This is a genomic window from Serratia sp. NCCP-200 (assembly GCF_059697885.1).
Map to the genome: position 1 here is coordinate 276,501 of NZ_BAAKUJ010000005.1, position 14,385 is coordinate 290,885.

At 56.3% G+C, this 14,385-nt stretch carries 10 protein-coding genes; 7 read left to right on the forward strand and 3 right to left on the reverse strand.

Annotation, left to right across the window (positions count from 1 at the left end; genetic code table 11):
• Positions 1 to 10 precede the first annotated feature (10 nt).
• Both dinQ and AC6HVW_RS17820 read right to left on the reverse strand, forming a co-directional pair.
• Positions 11 to 118 (reverse strand): damage-inducible type I toxin DinQ, encoded by a 108-nt coding sequence (gene dinQ, locus AC6HVW_RS17815; RefSeq protein ID WP_102026040.1) that lies wholly within the window; start codon positions 116 to 118, stop codon positions 11 to 13.
• 366 nt (positions 119 to 484) lie between these two features.
• Complete coding sequence (locus AC6HVW_RS17820; RefSeq protein ID WP_021179284.1) at positions 485 to 1,252, reverse strand: DedA family protein; 768 nt, start codon at positions 1,250 to 1,252, stop codon at positions 485 to 487.
• A 170-nt stretch (positions 1,253 to 1,422) separates the two neighbouring features.
• Between AC6HVW_RS17820 and AC6HVW_RS17825 the strand changes: the two genes are divergently transcribed.
• From AC6HVW_RS17825 to rluA, 3 genes are all read left to right on the forward strand, one after another.
• Positions 1,423 to 3,789 (forward strand): DNA polymerase II, encoded by a 2,367-nt coding sequence (locus tag AC6HVW_RS17825; protein ID WP_071682164.1) that lies wholly within the window; start codon positions 1,423 to 1,425, stop codon positions 3,787 to 3,789.
• 356 nt (positions 3,790 to 4,145) lie between these two features.
• A complete protein-coding gene (gene rapA / locus AC6HVW_RS17830; protein ID WP_497569574.1) occupies positions 4,146 to 7,052 on the forward strand; it encodes an RNA polymerase-associated protein RapA in 2,907 nt (968 codons plus the stop codon).
• A gap of 54 nt (positions 7,053 to 7,106) precedes the next feature.
• Positions 7,107 to 7,757, forward strand: coding sequence for a bifunctional tRNA pseudouridine(32) synthase/23S rRNA pseudouridine(746) synthase RluA (gene rluA, locus AC6HVW_RS17835; protein ID WP_071682162.1), 651 nt, complete (start codon positions 7,107 to 7,109; stop codon positions 7,755 to 7,757).
• A 38-nt stretch (positions 7,758 to 7,795) separates the two neighbouring features.
• Here rluA and djlA read toward each other — a convergent pair whose 3' ends face one another.
• Positions 7,796 to 8,629 (reverse strand): co-chaperone DjlA, encoded by an 834-nt coding sequence (djlA, locus tag AC6HVW_RS17840; RefSeq protein WP_021179279.1) that lies wholly within the window; start codon positions 8,627 to 8,629, stop codon positions 7,796 to 7,798.
• 230 nt (positions 8,630 to 8,859) lie between these two features.
• Between djlA and lptD the strand changes: the two genes are divergently transcribed.
• From lptD to rsmA, 4 genes are all read left to right on the forward strand, one after another.
• Complete coding sequence (lptD, locus tag AC6HVW_RS17845; RefSeq protein WP_071682161.1) at positions 8,860 to 11,226, forward strand: LPS assembly protein LptD; 2,367 nt, start codon at positions 8,860 to 8,862, stop codon at positions 11,224 to 11,226.
• A gap of 67 nt (positions 11,227 to 11,293) precedes the next feature.
• Entirely contained in the window at positions 11,294 to 12,595 is a 1,302-nt protein-coding gene (gene surA / locus AC6HVW_RS17850; protein WP_071682160.1) for a peptidylprolyl isomerase SurA, read from the forward strand.
• Entirely contained in the window at positions 12,582 to 13,574 is a 993-nt protein-coding gene (gene pdxA, locus AC6HVW_RS17855; protein WP_081367045.1) for a 4-hydroxythreonine-4-phosphate dehydrogenase PdxA, read from the forward strand. The genes surA and pdxA overlap by 14 nt, the downstream gene beginning before the upstream one ends.
• Positions 13,567 to 14,385: a 16S rRNA (adenine(1518)-N(6)/adenine(1519)-N(6))-dimethyltransferase RsmA gene (rsmA, locus tag AC6HVW_RS17860; protein WP_021179275.1), complete on the forward strand. Its 819-nt coding sequence runs from the start codon at positions 13,567 to 13,569 to the stop codon at positions 14,383 to 14,385. Before pdxA ends, rsmA begins: the two co-directional genes overlap by 8 nt.

The following is a 14,385-nucleotide window of genomic DNA, read 5'->3' on the forward strand; positions in this document are numbered from 1 at the left end:
GTTTCCGTTATCAGTTCAGTAACTGAAGCACATAACGGATCAGTTCCAGCAACGCGATCAGCGCCCCAAGAACGATGATTGCCTTATCGATATCAATCACCCGTTTTCTCCATAACATGGAGTGAGCCACCTCCGCTTACCCTTACATTGCCTGTCACAGCGCAGCACTCAGTTGTTAGATAAATGCGGCTTCACTCCGGCCAGAGCATCGGATAACGGCACCCCCCGTACACCCGACCAGGGCTTGAAGAGGTACATGCGCACACCGAAGTAAAGGCAGCAACAGCGCTAACCCGCTGCTTGTATCTTAACCAGCCCAAGGCATGACATACTAGATATCCGATTTCTGAGCTTTTGACATTGGAGGGTATCAAAGATAAAATTGATCCGGTTAGATGAATGCGGCTTCAACCGGTCAGAGTCTCCATCTCTGAATCGGAAAATAAAAAACCGACCTCACCAGTCGGTTTTTTTACGCCTGACATCAGCCCGCCAGCACTTTCCACAACAGGTGTCGATATACCGGCATCAACGCCTGCTGATGCATGTAATAGAAACACACCAGCGCCCCTCCCCAACTAGCAATACAGGCCAACCGCAGCCGCTTCGGCGTTAGCCAGCGCGTCAGCTTATCGGCACTGCGCTTTCCTTCACGCCACCAGCGCCAACTCAGCCAGGCCGCCAGCCAGACCAGCACCACCACGCCAAACAACAGCCATTTGAACAACGCGCTGTTGGCGCTAGCAGGAATATCGATCGCGACTCCCGCCAGAATACCAGGGAAGAAATAGACCGGTGGCCAGGTCAGGCAACCGATGATATTTGGCAGGGCAAATTTGTAGGGAGGAAGATCAAGCATGCCGGCTACCATCGGCACCAGCGGGCGCGTCGGGCCAACAAAGCGACCGATCAAAATGGTAACGATACTGTGCTGATGCAGCGCATGCTCGGTTTTATCCAGCATCGCCTTGTTCTTTTTCAGGAACGACCAGCGGTGAAGCGGCCCCTTGAAGGCCCGGCCGATAAAGTAGGAGATCCAATCCCCCAGCAGACAACCGACAATGCCCGCCCCCCAGGCCATATAAAAGTCCACCTGCCCGCTGCCGATCAGTGCGCCAATACTGGCCATCATTACCGTGCCCGGCAATAACAAACCGACCAACGCCAGCGACTCCAGGAACGCCACCAACATGACCACCACCAGGGTGAAAGCCAATGACTGGGTGATCAACTGCTGTAAATAGGCTTCCATTAAACCTCTGTTGGTATGCTAAACATATGGGCGAAGGATTGTCCGGCGCGGGCCAGGGGGAGTCAATCGTTGAATTGTATGTAGATTTAGCCAATCCGGCCAGTAATAGACAATCACTGTATAAAAACCCATACTATAAACATCTATAGATCATCGATGCTCAGGAACTAGTGACATCTCTACAACAGGGTTTCTTACTCACTCGCCATTGGCGTGATACGCCCGCCGGGACAGAAGTTGAGTTCTGGCTGGCAACCGATAGCGGGCCACAACGGCTACGGCTGGCCCCACAGACCTCCGTGGCATTCATTCCCGCCGAACAGCGTCAGCGGGCCGAGTTGCTGCTGCGTGAAGAGCGTCATGTCGAGCTGAAACCCTTGCCGCTGCAGGATTTCCATTCCCGTCCGGTGATGGGCCTTTATTGCCGCCAGCACCGTCAGTTGATCAAGCTGGAAAAGCTGCTCAAGGAGGGAGGCGTCAACGTGTTTGAGGCCGATATCCGCCCGCCGGAACGCTATCTGATGGAGCGCTTTATCACCGCTCCGGTGTGGTTCAACGGTCAACCCGACGGTCATGGCCTGTGGCTCAACGGCCAGATGAAGCCTGCCCCAGACTACCGCCCCACTCTAAAGCTGGTATCACTGGATATCGAAACCACCGCCCATGGCGAGCTTTACTCCATCGCGCTGGAAGGCTGTGGCCAGCGCCAAGTGTATATGCTCGGACCTGCCAACGGCGGCACTGAGGTGCTGGATTTCGAGCTGGAATATTGCAACAGCCGCCCACAGCTGCTGGAACGCCTGAACCAATGGCTTGAGCAGCACGATCCCGACGCCATTATCGGCTGGAACCTGGTGCAGTTCGATCTGCGGGTACTGCAAAAACACGCCGAGCGGTATCAGATCCCCCTGCGCTTTGGCCGTGGCGGTAACCTGTTGGAGTGGCGCGAGCACGGCTTTAAGCAAAACCACTTCTTCGCCTCGGCCTCCGGGCGATTGATTATCGACGGTATCGAGGCGCTGAAGTCGGCCACCTGGAACTTCCCGTCCTTCAGCCTGGAATATGTGGCGCAAACGCTGCTTGGGGAAGGGAAATCGATCGACAATCCTTACCAGCGGATGGCGGAAATAGACCGCCGTTTTGCCGAAGATAAACCCGCTCTGGCCCGCTATAACCTGAAAGACTGCGAGCTGGTGACGCGCATTTTCGCCAAAGCCGAACTGTTGACCTTCCTGCTTGAGCGCGCCACCGTGACCGGCCTGGCGGCCGATCGCAGCGGCGGTTCGGTCGCGGCCTTCAACCACCTTTATATCCCGCGCATGCATCGTCAGGGCTATGTGGCCCCCAACCTTGGGGAGTTGCCGGAAGAGCACAGCCCCGGCGGCTTTGTGATGGATTCACAGCCCGGCCTGTATGATTCGGTGCTGGTACTGGATTACAAAAGCCTGTATCCGTCGATCATCCGCACCTTCCTGATCGATCCCGTCGGGCTGGTAGAAGGCATGCAGCACCCGGATGATGAAAACTCGGTGCCGGGTTTTCGCCAGGCTCGCTTTTCCCGCACCAAACACTGCCTTCCCGAAATTGTTCGCCAGATCTGGCAGGGGCGCGAAACGGCCAAACGCCACAACAACAAACCGCTGTCGCAGGCGCTCAAGATCATCATGAATGCCTTCTACGGCGTGCTGGGATCGAGCGGCTGTCGCTTCTTCGATCCCCGGCTGGCTTCTTCGATCACCCTGCGCGGCCACGAGATCATGCGCCAGACGCGGGAGTTGATCGAAGCTAAAGGTTATCAGGTGATCTACGGCGATACGGACTCGACCTTTGTCTGGCTGAAAAAGGCCCACAGTGAACAGCAGGCCGCCGAGATTGGCCGCGAGCTGCTCGATCACGTCAATCAATGGTGGCAGCAGCATCTACAACAGCAATATGGGCTGGAAAATGCGCTGGAGCTGGAGTTTGAAACCCACTATTCCCGCTTTTTAATGCCCACCATCCGCGGTGCCGAGCAGGGCAGCAAAAAACGCTACGCCGGGTTGATCAGCAAACCGGACGGCAGTGAAGAGATGGTGTATAAAGGGTTGGAAACGGTACGCACAGACTGGACCCCGCTGGCGCAGCAGTTTCAGCAGCAGCTCTATCAACGCATCTTCAAGCGCCAGCCCTATCAGGACTTTGTGCGCGATTACGTGGCCAAAACGCTGAACGGCGAATTTGACGACCGGCTGGTGTACCGCAAACGCCTGCGGCGCAAGCTGGACGACTATCAACGCAATGTCCCGCCACACGCCCGAGCAGCCCGGCTGGCCGATGACTATAATCGTCAACAGGGGCGGCCGCTGCAATATCAGAACGGTGGCTGGATCAGCTATGTAATGACGCTAGCCGGGCCAGAGCCGTTGGAAACCCGGCAATCCGCGATCGATTACGATCATTATCTCGAACGCCAGCTGCAACCGGTGGCAGACGCTATACTTCCCTTCCTGTACGACGATTTTTCGGCGTTGGTAACCAGGCAGATAGGCCTGTTCTGAGCGGTCAAAGCTGGGGGTAATACCACCCCATGGGGAAACCCTTTCTTTTTACTGGTGTTAGTCGGCATTTGGGAAGAAAAAATCATCGGGTTTTACAGGTGACGAATGCGCCGCCTTCCATTACCATAGCGCCCTTCCCAAATTCTGAACCACTATTCACAACATCGTTGTCGCCATGCCGTCACCAGACGTCTGGCGTAACAGGCTATTACCCGCTAAATGAAAATAAAGCTCGCCAACCGGTAACAACGCGGTGGCAGGCAAGATGCCGGGAATAGCAAGCAGTTGAAACAGGTTACCCAGGGCTTATCTGCCGGGTAGCAAGACTTACTTAATAAGAATCGAGCCGACAAACTATGCCTTTTACACTTGGTCAACGCTGGATCAGCGATACGGAAAGCGAATTGGGACTGGGAACCGTGGTAGCACTGGACGTGCGCATGGTCACCCTGCTTTTCCCCGCAACCGGTGAAAACCGCCTCTATGCCAGAAACGACTCGCCAATCACCCGCGTGATGTTTAACCCGGGCGACACCATCAGCAACCACGAAGGCTGGCAGTTGCAGGTGGAGGAAGTCAAAGAGGATAACGGACTGTTGACCTATATCGGCACGCGTCTGGATACCCAGGAAAGCGGCGTCGCTATGCGTGAAGTGCTGCTGGACAGCAAGCTGACCTTCAGTAAACCTCAAGACCGCCTGTTTGCCGGTCAGATTGACCGCATGGATCGCTTTGCGCTGCGTTTCCGCGCCCGCAAATACCAGAGCGAGCAGTATCGCCTGCCGTTCGCCGGCCTGCGTGGCATGCGCGCCAGCCTGATCCCGCACCAATTGCATATCGCCTACGAGGTCGGCCAGCGCCATGCACCGCGCGTTCTATTGGCCGATGAAGTGGGCCTGGGTAAAACCATCGAAGCCGGGATGATTATTCATCAGCAACTGCTGGCTGGCCGCGCCGAACGCGTGCTGATCGTGGTGCCGGAAACCCTGCAACACCAGTGGCTGGTTGAAATGATGCGTCGCTTCAACCTCTATTTCTCACTGTTTGACGATAGCCGCTATTCCGAAGCGATGCTCGACAGCAGCAACCCGTTCGAAACCGAACAGTTGGTGATCTGCTCGCTGGATTTCGTGCGTCGCAACAAGCAGCGCCTTGAGCAGTTGGCTGATGCCCACTGGGATCTGCTGGTGGTAGACGAAGCTCACCATCTGGCCTGGAGCGAAGAAGCGCCGAGCCGTGAATATCAGGTGATTGAACAGTTGGCGGAGCACATTCCGGGCGTACTGCTGCTGACGGCAACCCCGGAGCAGCTTGGCCAGCAAAGCCACTTTGCCCGCTTGCGCCTGCTGGATCCCAGCCGTTTCCATGACTACCAAGAGTTTGTCACCGATCAGCAGAAATACCGTCCGGTAGCCGATGCGGTGACGCTGCTGCTGAGCGGCGAGCGTCTGGCGGATGACAAGCTGAACCTGCTGGGCGAGCTGATCGACGAGCAGGACATTGAACCCCTGCTGAAAGCGGCCAACAGCGATACCGACAACAGCGAACAGGCGCGCCAGGAACTGGTCACCATGCTGATGGATCGCCACGGCACCAGCCGCGTGCTGTTCCGTAATACCCGTAACGGCGTAAAAGGCTTCCCACGCCGTCACCTGCACCAGATCAAACTGCCGTTGCCAACGCAATATCAGACGGCGATCAAGGTGTCCGGCATCATGAGCGCCAAGAAAACCGTCGAAGCCCGCGCCCGCGACATGCTCTACCCAGAACAGATTTATCAGGAGTTCGAAGGGGAGAATGCGACCTGGTGGAACTTCGATCCGCGCGTTGAGTGGCTGCTGGATTATCTGGTCGCCAACCGTCATGAGAAAGTGCTGGTGATTTGCGCCCAGGCCGCGACCGCTCTGCAACTGGAGCAGGTGCTGCGCGAGCGCGAAGCGATCCGCGCCGCCGTGTTCCACGAAGGGCTGAGCATTATCGAACGCGATCGCGCCGCCGCCTACTTCGCTTCACAGGAAGAAGGCGCGCAGGTACTGCTGTGCTCCGAAATCGGTTCGGAAGGGCGTAACTTCCAGTTTGCCAGCCAGATGGTGATGTTCGATCTGCCGTTCAACCCGGATCTGCTGGAACAACGTATTGGCCGTCTGGATCGTATTGGCCAGATGCACGATATCCAGATCATGGTGCCGTACCTGGAAAACACCGCTCAGGCCGTGCTGGGCCGCTGGTTCCATGAAGGGCTGGATGCCTTCGAGCACACCTGCCCAACCGGCCGGCCGATTTATGACAGCTGCTATGAGCAACTGATTGGCTACCTGGCCTCCCCTACCGAGCAGGAAGGTCTGGACGAGTTTATCCATGCCTGTAACCAGCAGCACAAACAGTTGAAAACGCAGCTGGAACAGGGCCGTGACCGTCTGCTGGAAATGCACTCCAACGGCGGTGACAAAGCGCAGGCGCTGGCGGAAGCCATTGCGGCGCAGGACAACGACGTTAACCTGGTGAGCTTTGCGCTCAACCTGTTCGATATCGTCGGCATCAACCAGGAAGACCGCAGCGACAACCTGATCGTCCTGACCCCGTCCGACCATATGCTGGTACCGGACTTCCCTGGGCTACCGCAAGATGGCTGCACCGTGACGTTTGATCGCGAGCAGGCGCTGTCGCGTGAAGATGCCCAGTTTGTCAGTTGGGAACATCCAATTATCCGCAACGGGCTGGATCTGATCCTCTCCGGCGACACCGGGAGCTGTGCGGTTTCCCTGTTGAAAAACAAGGCACTGCCGGTGGGCACCCTGCTGGTCGAACTGGTGTATGTGGTTGAGGCACAGGCCCCTAAACACCTGCAGTTGACCCGCTTCCTGCCGCCAACGCCGATCCGCATGTTGATGGATCGCAAGGGAACCAACCTGGCGGCACAGGTCGAGTTCGAAAGCTTTAACCGCCAACTGAACGCGGTCAATCGCCACACTTCCAGCAAGCTGGTCAATGCGGTGCAGCAAGAGGTACACGTGATGCTGCAACAGGCAGAAAGTCTGGTGGAAGAACAGGCGCGCGCCCTGATCGAACAGGCCAAGCAAGAGGCCGATGACAAGCTGAGCACCGAGCTGGCACGTCTGGAAGCCCTGAAAGCGGTTAACCCGAATATCCGTGATGACGAAGTCGAAGCGCTGGAGTTCAACCGCAAGCAGGTGCTGATTAACCTCAACGAAGCGGGGTGGCGGCTGGATGCTATTCGCCTGGTAGTAGTGACGCACCAGTGATCCACACAACGGGGAGCCAAGGCTCCCCGGTTTGCCCTTCTCAGCGGAGCTAACATGGAACCTTACAATCCCCCGCAAGATCCGATGCACGTGCTGTATCAGGATGAGCACATCATCGTGGTCAACAAACCTAGCGGACTGCTTTCCGTGCCTGGCCGTGCTCCGGAGAACAAGGACAGCCTGATGACGCGTATCCAGGCAGACTTTCCGGCGGCAGAATCCGTGCATCGCCTGGATATGGCTACCAGCGGGGTGATCGTGGTGGCATTGAACAAGGCCGCCGAGCGTGAGCTAAAACGCCAGTTCCGCGAGCGCGAGCCGAAAAAATGCTATATCGCCCGCGTGTGGGGGCATATGGCACAGGATGAAGGGTTGGTGGATTTACCGCTGATTTGCGACTGGCCGAACCGGCCCTTGCAGAAAGTCTGTTTCGAAACCGGCAAGGCTGCGCAGACCGAATATATGGTGCTTTCCCGGGACGCGGATGGCAGCACACGGGTCAAGCTGCTGCCCATCACCGGGCGCTCACACCAATTGCGCGTTCATATGCTGGCATTGGGTCACCCCATTCTCGGCGATGGCTTCTACGCCCCGCCAGAGGCCAAGGCGATGGCACCGCGCCTGCAACTGCACGCACAAGAGTTGCGTATCACCCATCCCGCGTTCCAGACCCCGATGCATTTTCGCGTAGAACCGGATTTCTGAGTTTTTAAGGGCGCCACACACGGCGCCCTTAACGACAACTACTTGAAGCCCTTCTCGCGCTTGATCAGGTCGTAGGCTGCCTGGATCTCCTGCGCTTTCTGTTTCGCCATCTCCATCATTTCCGGCGGTAATCCCTTGGCAACCAGCTTATCCGGGTGATGCTCGCCCATCAGCTTACGGTAGGCACGTTTGATGGTGGTGGCATCGTCGCTGCTGTTCACGCCCAGCACCTTGCAGGCATCTTCCAGCGTCGGGCCACGTTGCGCCTGCTGGTAGCCGCCCTGGGAGTATCCCCCTTGCTGCCCCTGCCAACTGCCGCCGCCAAACTGACGCCCGCCTTCGATCATACTGAGGAACTGATCGAACTGAGCGCGGGAAATGCCCAGCTCTTCGGCGATCACATACAACACCTGGCGTTCATTCGGATGCAATGAACCGTCAGCAAACGCGGCCTGGATTTGAATTTCCAGAAACATCCGAATCAGGTCAAAACGACCAAAACAGATGCTGCGCAACTGCTGCAAGGTTTCACGCAGCGGGAACTGGCTGTGCTTGCCTTCGCGGAACGCCTGCTGCGCTGCGGTACGGGCCTCGCCATGCAGTTGCAGGCGGTCCATAAACAGGCTGGCTATCTGGATATCGGCTTCGGTCACCCGCCCTTTCGATTTGGTCAGATGCCCCATAACCTGAAAGGTCGTGCGGAAAAATAACGTCTGCCGAGTTTGCTGATCGGTAAAGAAGCCCCGGCTGCGCTTGTTATTGCGTGCGGTATCGATCATATGGCCAACGATCAACCCCAGCACGACACCCCAGAATCCGCCGCCAGCCCAAATGGCGACAATCACTCCGAGCAGTTTTCCCCAATACTGCATATACTCCCCAACTATCAAACCGTAATAAGCCGTGTATCCCTATCGGTACGAGCAAGGGTTAAGGCGATTTTTTCCAAGAATTCGATTATCATACCTGTCATTTATCTCTGCGCCTAACGACGACGCAATAGAACGGCAGGATTTAACACTAGCGCAACGCTGATGAGTGATATAGTCTCTGACCGTTTGCCGGACATGACGCCTCTGATGACGGAACACCAAAACCGCGTATGAAAAAAAGTTTCCCAACCCTGCTGGCCACGTTGATTTGGACGGCAATTTATAGTCAGCACGCGCTGGCAGATCTGGCCGAGCAATGTATGCTCGGTGTGCCTGTTTACGATAAACCGTTGATCACCGGCGACCCTAACAGCCTGCCGGTCACCATCATTTCCGATGATTCAGAAGCCAACTATCCGAACAACGCGCTGTTCACTGGCAACGTCAACGTCGAACAGGGCAACAGCACCCTGACGGCGAAGCAGGTTGAGCTGAAGCAGACGCAAAAAGATGGGCTGCCGGATCCGATCCGTACCGTTACCGCCACCGGTGACGTGAACTACGCGGACAATCAGATCAAACTGAAAGGCCCTAAAGCCTGGTCAAACCTGAACACCAAAGATACCGACGTCTACCAGGGCGACTATCAGATGGTGGGCCGCCAAGGGCGTGGTGATGCCGACAAGATGAAGATGCGCGGCCAAAACCGCTACACCATCCTGGAAAACGGTACCTTCACCTCGTGCCTGCCTGGCGATAACAGTTGGAGCGTAGTGGGCTCCGAAGTGATCCTCGATCGCGAAGAAGAAGTGGCCGAAGTGTGGAACGCCCGCTTCAAGATTGGCAAGGTGCCGGTGTTCTACAGCCCCTATTTGCAATTGCCAGTGGGTAATAAACGCCGCTCCGGCTTCCTGATCCCCAACGCCAAATATGGCAGTAATAACGGCTTCGAGTTCATGTTGCCGTATTACTGGAACATTGCGCCAAACTTTGATGCCACCATCACGCCGCATTACATGACGAATCGTGGCCTGCAGTGGCAGAACGAATTCCGTTATCTGCTGCAACCGGGTCTGGGCACCATGGCCTTCGACTGGCTGCCAAGCGATAGGCAGTTCGAAAAAGACCACGGGGATGTCGACGACAGCAAGCGTTGGCTGTTCTACTGGGGTCATAACGGCGTAATGAATCAGGTGTGGCGTTTCAACGTCGACTACACCAAGGTCAGCGACCCTTATTACTTCACCGATCTGGATTCCAAATACGGTTCCACCACCGATGGTTACGCCACGCAGAAATTCAGCGTCGGTTATGCCGATGAGAACTGGGATGCCACGCTGGCCTCCAAGCAGTTCCAGATCTTCAGCGGTGCGGGTAACCAAAACGCCTACCGTGCACAGCCGCAGTTGGATCTCAACTACTATAAATCGGATATCGGTCCGTTTGATTTCCACACCTACGGCCAGTTTGCCAACTTTACCAGCGTCAACCCGAATAACCCGAAAGCCACTCGTTGGCATGTAGCACCGGCGATCAATCTGCCGTTGGCCAACAGTTGGGGTAGCCTGAATACCGAAGCCAAACTGATGGCGACGCATTTCCAGCAGACCATCCCTAACGGTTTTGCCACCGACTATGCCAGCCGTAACCCAGGGAGCCCGGTTCCCGATCTGGAAGATTCGGTCAACCGCGTACTGCCGCAGTTCAAGACCGATGGCAAAGTGGTGTTCGATCGCCCAATGGATTGGTCAGAAGGTTTTACTCAAACCATTGAGCCACGTATGCAGTACCTGTACGTGCCTTATCGCGATCAAAGCAATATCTATACTTATGACTCAACCCTGCTGCAAACCGACTACTCGGGCCTGTTCCGCGACCGCTCCTACAGCGGCCTGGATCGTATCGCCTCGCAGAACCGAGTGGCAGCCGGTGTCACCTCGCGTATTTATGATGAGGCGCTGGTTGAACGTTTTAACGTTTCCGTAGGTCAAATCTACTACCTCAGCCGCTCGCGGACCGGGGATCAAAGTAGCAACTTTGATAATAGCGATGATACCGGCAGCGTCGTCTGGGCTGGTGACACCTATTGGAAGGTTGACGATCGCTGGGGCCTGCGCGGTGGTGTGCAATACGACACCCGTCTTGACAGCTTCGCGTTAGGCGACGCGGTAGTGGAATATCGTCAGGATCAGAATCGTATGGTGCAGTTGAACTACCGTTATGCCAGCCCGGAATATATTTCGGCAACCCTGCCGGATATCAGCAACCCAGGCTATCAGGACGGTATTTCACAGGTTGGTATGGTGGCCAGTTGGCCGATTGCCGATCGTTGGGCAGTCGTCGGGGCGTATTACTACGATACCCGTGCGAAACAAACTGCTAACCAGTTGGTCGGCCTGCGCTATAACACCTGCTGCTGGGCGGTTAACGTGGGTTATGAGCGCAAGATCACCGATTGGGACAACGGCAATCAGGTCAGCAAGTACGATAACAAAGTTTCATTCAACGTCGAGCTGCGCGGCTTGAGCAACGATCACAGCCTTGGCACCAATGAGATGCTGCGCTCGGGTATTCTGCCTTACCAACGCGCATTCTGATATTGATTAACGAATTGAAAAAAAACAACTTTCACCCGCATTTGCGGAAACAGATAACGGGAAATGTATGAAGAACTGGAGAACGCTTCTTCTCGGATTGGTGGTTTGTGCCAATACCGCGTTCGCAGCACCGCAACAAATGGATAAAGTCGCCGCCGTCGTCGATAACGGCGTAGTCCTCGAGAGCGACGTGAACGGCCTGATGCAATCGGTGAAACTCAACGCACAGCAGGCTGGCCAGCAGTTGCCAGACGACAATACGTTGCGTCACCAGATCATTGAACGTCTGATTATGGATAACATCCTGCTGCAGATGGCGCAAAAAATGGGGATCACCGTCAGCGATGCCGATCTGGACAAGGCGATCGGCAACATCGCCGCCCAGAACAAGATGAGCCTGGATCAACTGCGTAGCCGTTTGGCGTATGAAGGCCTGAACTACAACACTTACCGTGCGCAGATCCGCAAGGAAATGCTGACCTCGGAAGTGCGTAACAACGAAGTGCGTCGCCGTGTCACCATCCTGCCACAGGAAGTTGACGCGTTAGCCAAGCAGGTCGGCGCGCAAAACGGCGGTGAAACCGACGTCAACATCAGCCACATCCTGATCCCGCTGCCAGAAAACCCATCGCAGAAGCAGGTTGATGAAGCCGAAGCGCTGGCGAAACGCCTGGCGGGTGAAGCGACCGGCGGTGCCGATTTCGGCAAGCTGGCGATCACCTACTCTGCCGACTCACAGGCGCTGAAAGGCGGCCAGATGGGTTGGGGTAAACTGCAGGAAATGCCAACGCTGTTCGCAGAACGTCTGTCCAGCGCCAAAAAAGGCGACGTGGTTGGCCCAATCCGCTCCGGCGTCGGCTTCCATATCCTGAAGGTCAACGATATCCGTGGCGGTAGCCAGTCGATTTCCGTGACCGAAGTGCATGCCCGTCATATCCTGCTGAAACCTTCAGTAGTGATGACCGACGATCAGGCACGCGCCAAGCTGCAAGAAGTGGCTGCGGCCATCAAGAGCGGCAAAGCGAAGTTTGAAGACGAAGCCAAACAGCTGTCACAAGATCCAGGCTCTGCCCTGCAGGGCGGCGATCTGGGTTGGGCTTCGCCAGACATGTACGATCCTGCCTTCCGCGATGCGCTGCTGAAGCTGCAAAAAGGCCAGCTCAGCGAACCGGTACACTCTTCCTTTGGCTGGCATCTGATCCAGTTGATGGATACCCGCCAAGTGGATAAAACCGATGCGGCGCAGAAAGATCGTGCCTACCGCATGCTGTTTAACCGCAAGTTTGCCGAAGAAGCGCAAACCTGGATGCAGGAACAACGTGCCGCTGCTTACGTGAAGATCCTCGATGGAAGCAATGCACCGCAATAACCGTATCGTCATTACCCCCGGCGAGCCTGCCGGGGTTGGGCCGGATTTGGTCACCGTACTGGCACAACAGGATTGGCCTGTTGAGCTGGTGGTGTGCGCCGATCCGGCCTTGTTGCTTGAGCGCGCCCGCCAGTTGGCGTTACCGCTCACGCTGCGCGACTACCAGCCAGGCCAGCCTGCACAGCCACAGCGTGCCGGGACATTAACGGTATTGCCCGTTGCAGCCCCGGCGGCCGTGGTTGCTGGCGAACTTAACGTCGCTAACAGTGCCTATGTGGTAGAGACTCTGGCACGTGCCTGTGACGGTTGTCTGAACGGTGAGTTCGCCGCACTGGTCACTGGCCCGGTTAATAAAAGCATCATCAACGACGCTGGCGTCGCCTTTACCGGCCACACCGAGTTCTTTGCCGATCGCAGCCATTGTGAACGCGTGGTGATGATGCTGGCAACCGAGGAGCTTCGCGTCGCACTGGCAACGACCCATCTGCCGTTACTGGCAGTCCCGGGCGCCATCACCCAACAGAGCCTGTTCGAGGTGATCACCATTCTCGATCGGGATCTGAAAAACCAATTTGGCATCCCGCAGCCTCTGATTTACGTCTGTGGGCTAAACCCGCACGCGGGGGAAGGCGGCCATATGGGCCGTGAAGAGCTGGATGTGATTATTCCTGCTTTGGACGTGCTGCGTAGCCGCGGCATCCAGCTGATTGGCCCGCTCCCAGCGGATACGTTGTTCCAACCCAAATATCTGCAATATGCAGATGCGGTGCTGGCGATGTATCACGATCAGGGCTTGCCTGTACTAAAATACCAGGGGTTTGGTCGAGCGGTGAATATCACCCTCGGTTTGCCTTTTATCCGTACCTCGGTCGACCATGGTACCGCGTTGGAACTGGCTGGCAGCGGCACTGCCGATGCAGGCAGCTTCAAAACGGCCTTGGCTCTCGCCATTAAAATGATAATTAACAGCAATGAATAATAGAGTCCACCAAGGGCACTTTGCCCGCAAACGTTTTGGACAGAACTTTTTAACCGATCAGTTTGTCATCGATAGCATTGTCTCAGCCATTCACCCACAGCCGGGCGAAGCGGTGGTCGAAATCGGCCCAGGCCTGGGAGCCTTGACCGAGCCAGTTGGCGCGCGTATGGATCGCATGACGGTGATTGAACTTGACCGCGATCTGGCGGCCCGCCTGGCCAATCACCCACAGCTGAAAGACAAGCTGACCATTCATCAGCAAGATGCCATGACGGTGAACTTCGCCGAGCTGGCCGCCGTGGAAGGCCAATCGTTGCGCGTGTTTGGCAACCTGCCGTATAACATCTCAACGCCGCTGATGTTCCACCTTTTCAGCTATACTTCAGCTATCCGCGACATGCACTTTATGCTGCAAAAAGAGGTGGTCAACCGTCTGGTTGCCGGCCCAAACAGCAAGGCATACGGGCGCTTGACCGTGATGGCGCAGTATTACTGCAACGTTATTCCGGTGTTGGAAGTGCCGCCGACTGCGTTCGCGCCACCGCCTAAAGTCGATTCTGCCGTGGTTCGTCTGGTACCGCATCTGGTGATGCCAAATATTGTCGGCGATGTGCGCATGCTCAGCCGCGTGACCACCCAGGCGTTTAACCAACGCAGAAAAACCATCCGCAACAGCCTGGGCGATCTTTTCACTCCGGAACAGTTGACGGAACTCGGCGTCGATCCGACGCTCAGAGCAGAGAATATTTCTGTAGCGCAGTACTGTAAGCTGGCTAACTGGCTTTCACAACAGCAGGCGCAGCAGCAATAA

Coding starts and splice junctions, on each gene's coding strand:
- dinQ (WP_102026040.1), bottom strand. CDS start 118: ATGTTATGGAGAAAACGGGTGATTGATATCGATAAGGCAATCATCGTT.
- rapA (WP_497569574.1), top strand. CDS start 4,146: ATGCCTTTTACACTTGGTCAACGCTGGATCAGCGATACGGAAAGCGAA.
- lptD (WP_071682161.1), top strand. CDS start 8,860: ATGAAAAAAAGTTTCCCAACCCTGCTGGCCACGTTGATTTGGACGGCA.
- pdxA (WP_081367045.1), top strand. CDS start 12,582: ATGCACCGCAATAACCGTATCGTCATTACCCCCGGCGAGCCTGCCGGG.
- rsmA (WP_021179275.1), top strand. CDS start 13,567: ATGAATAATAGAGTCCACCAAGGGCACTTTGCCCGCAAACGTTTTGGA.
- djlA (WP_021179279.1), bottom strand. CDS start 8,629: ATGCAGTATTGGGGAAAACTGCTCGGAGTGATTGTCGCCATTTGGGCT.
- surA (WP_071682160.1), top strand. CDS start 11,294: ATGAAGAACTGGAGAACGCTTCTTCTCGGATTGGTGGTTTGTGCCAAT.
- AC6HVW_RS17820 (WP_021179284.1), bottom strand. CDS start 1,252: ATGGAAGCCTATTTACAGCAGTTGATCACCCAGTCATTGGCTTTCACC.
- rluA (WP_071682162.1), top strand. CDS start 7,107: ATGGAACCTTACAATCCCCCGCAAGATCCGATGCACGTGCTGTATCAG.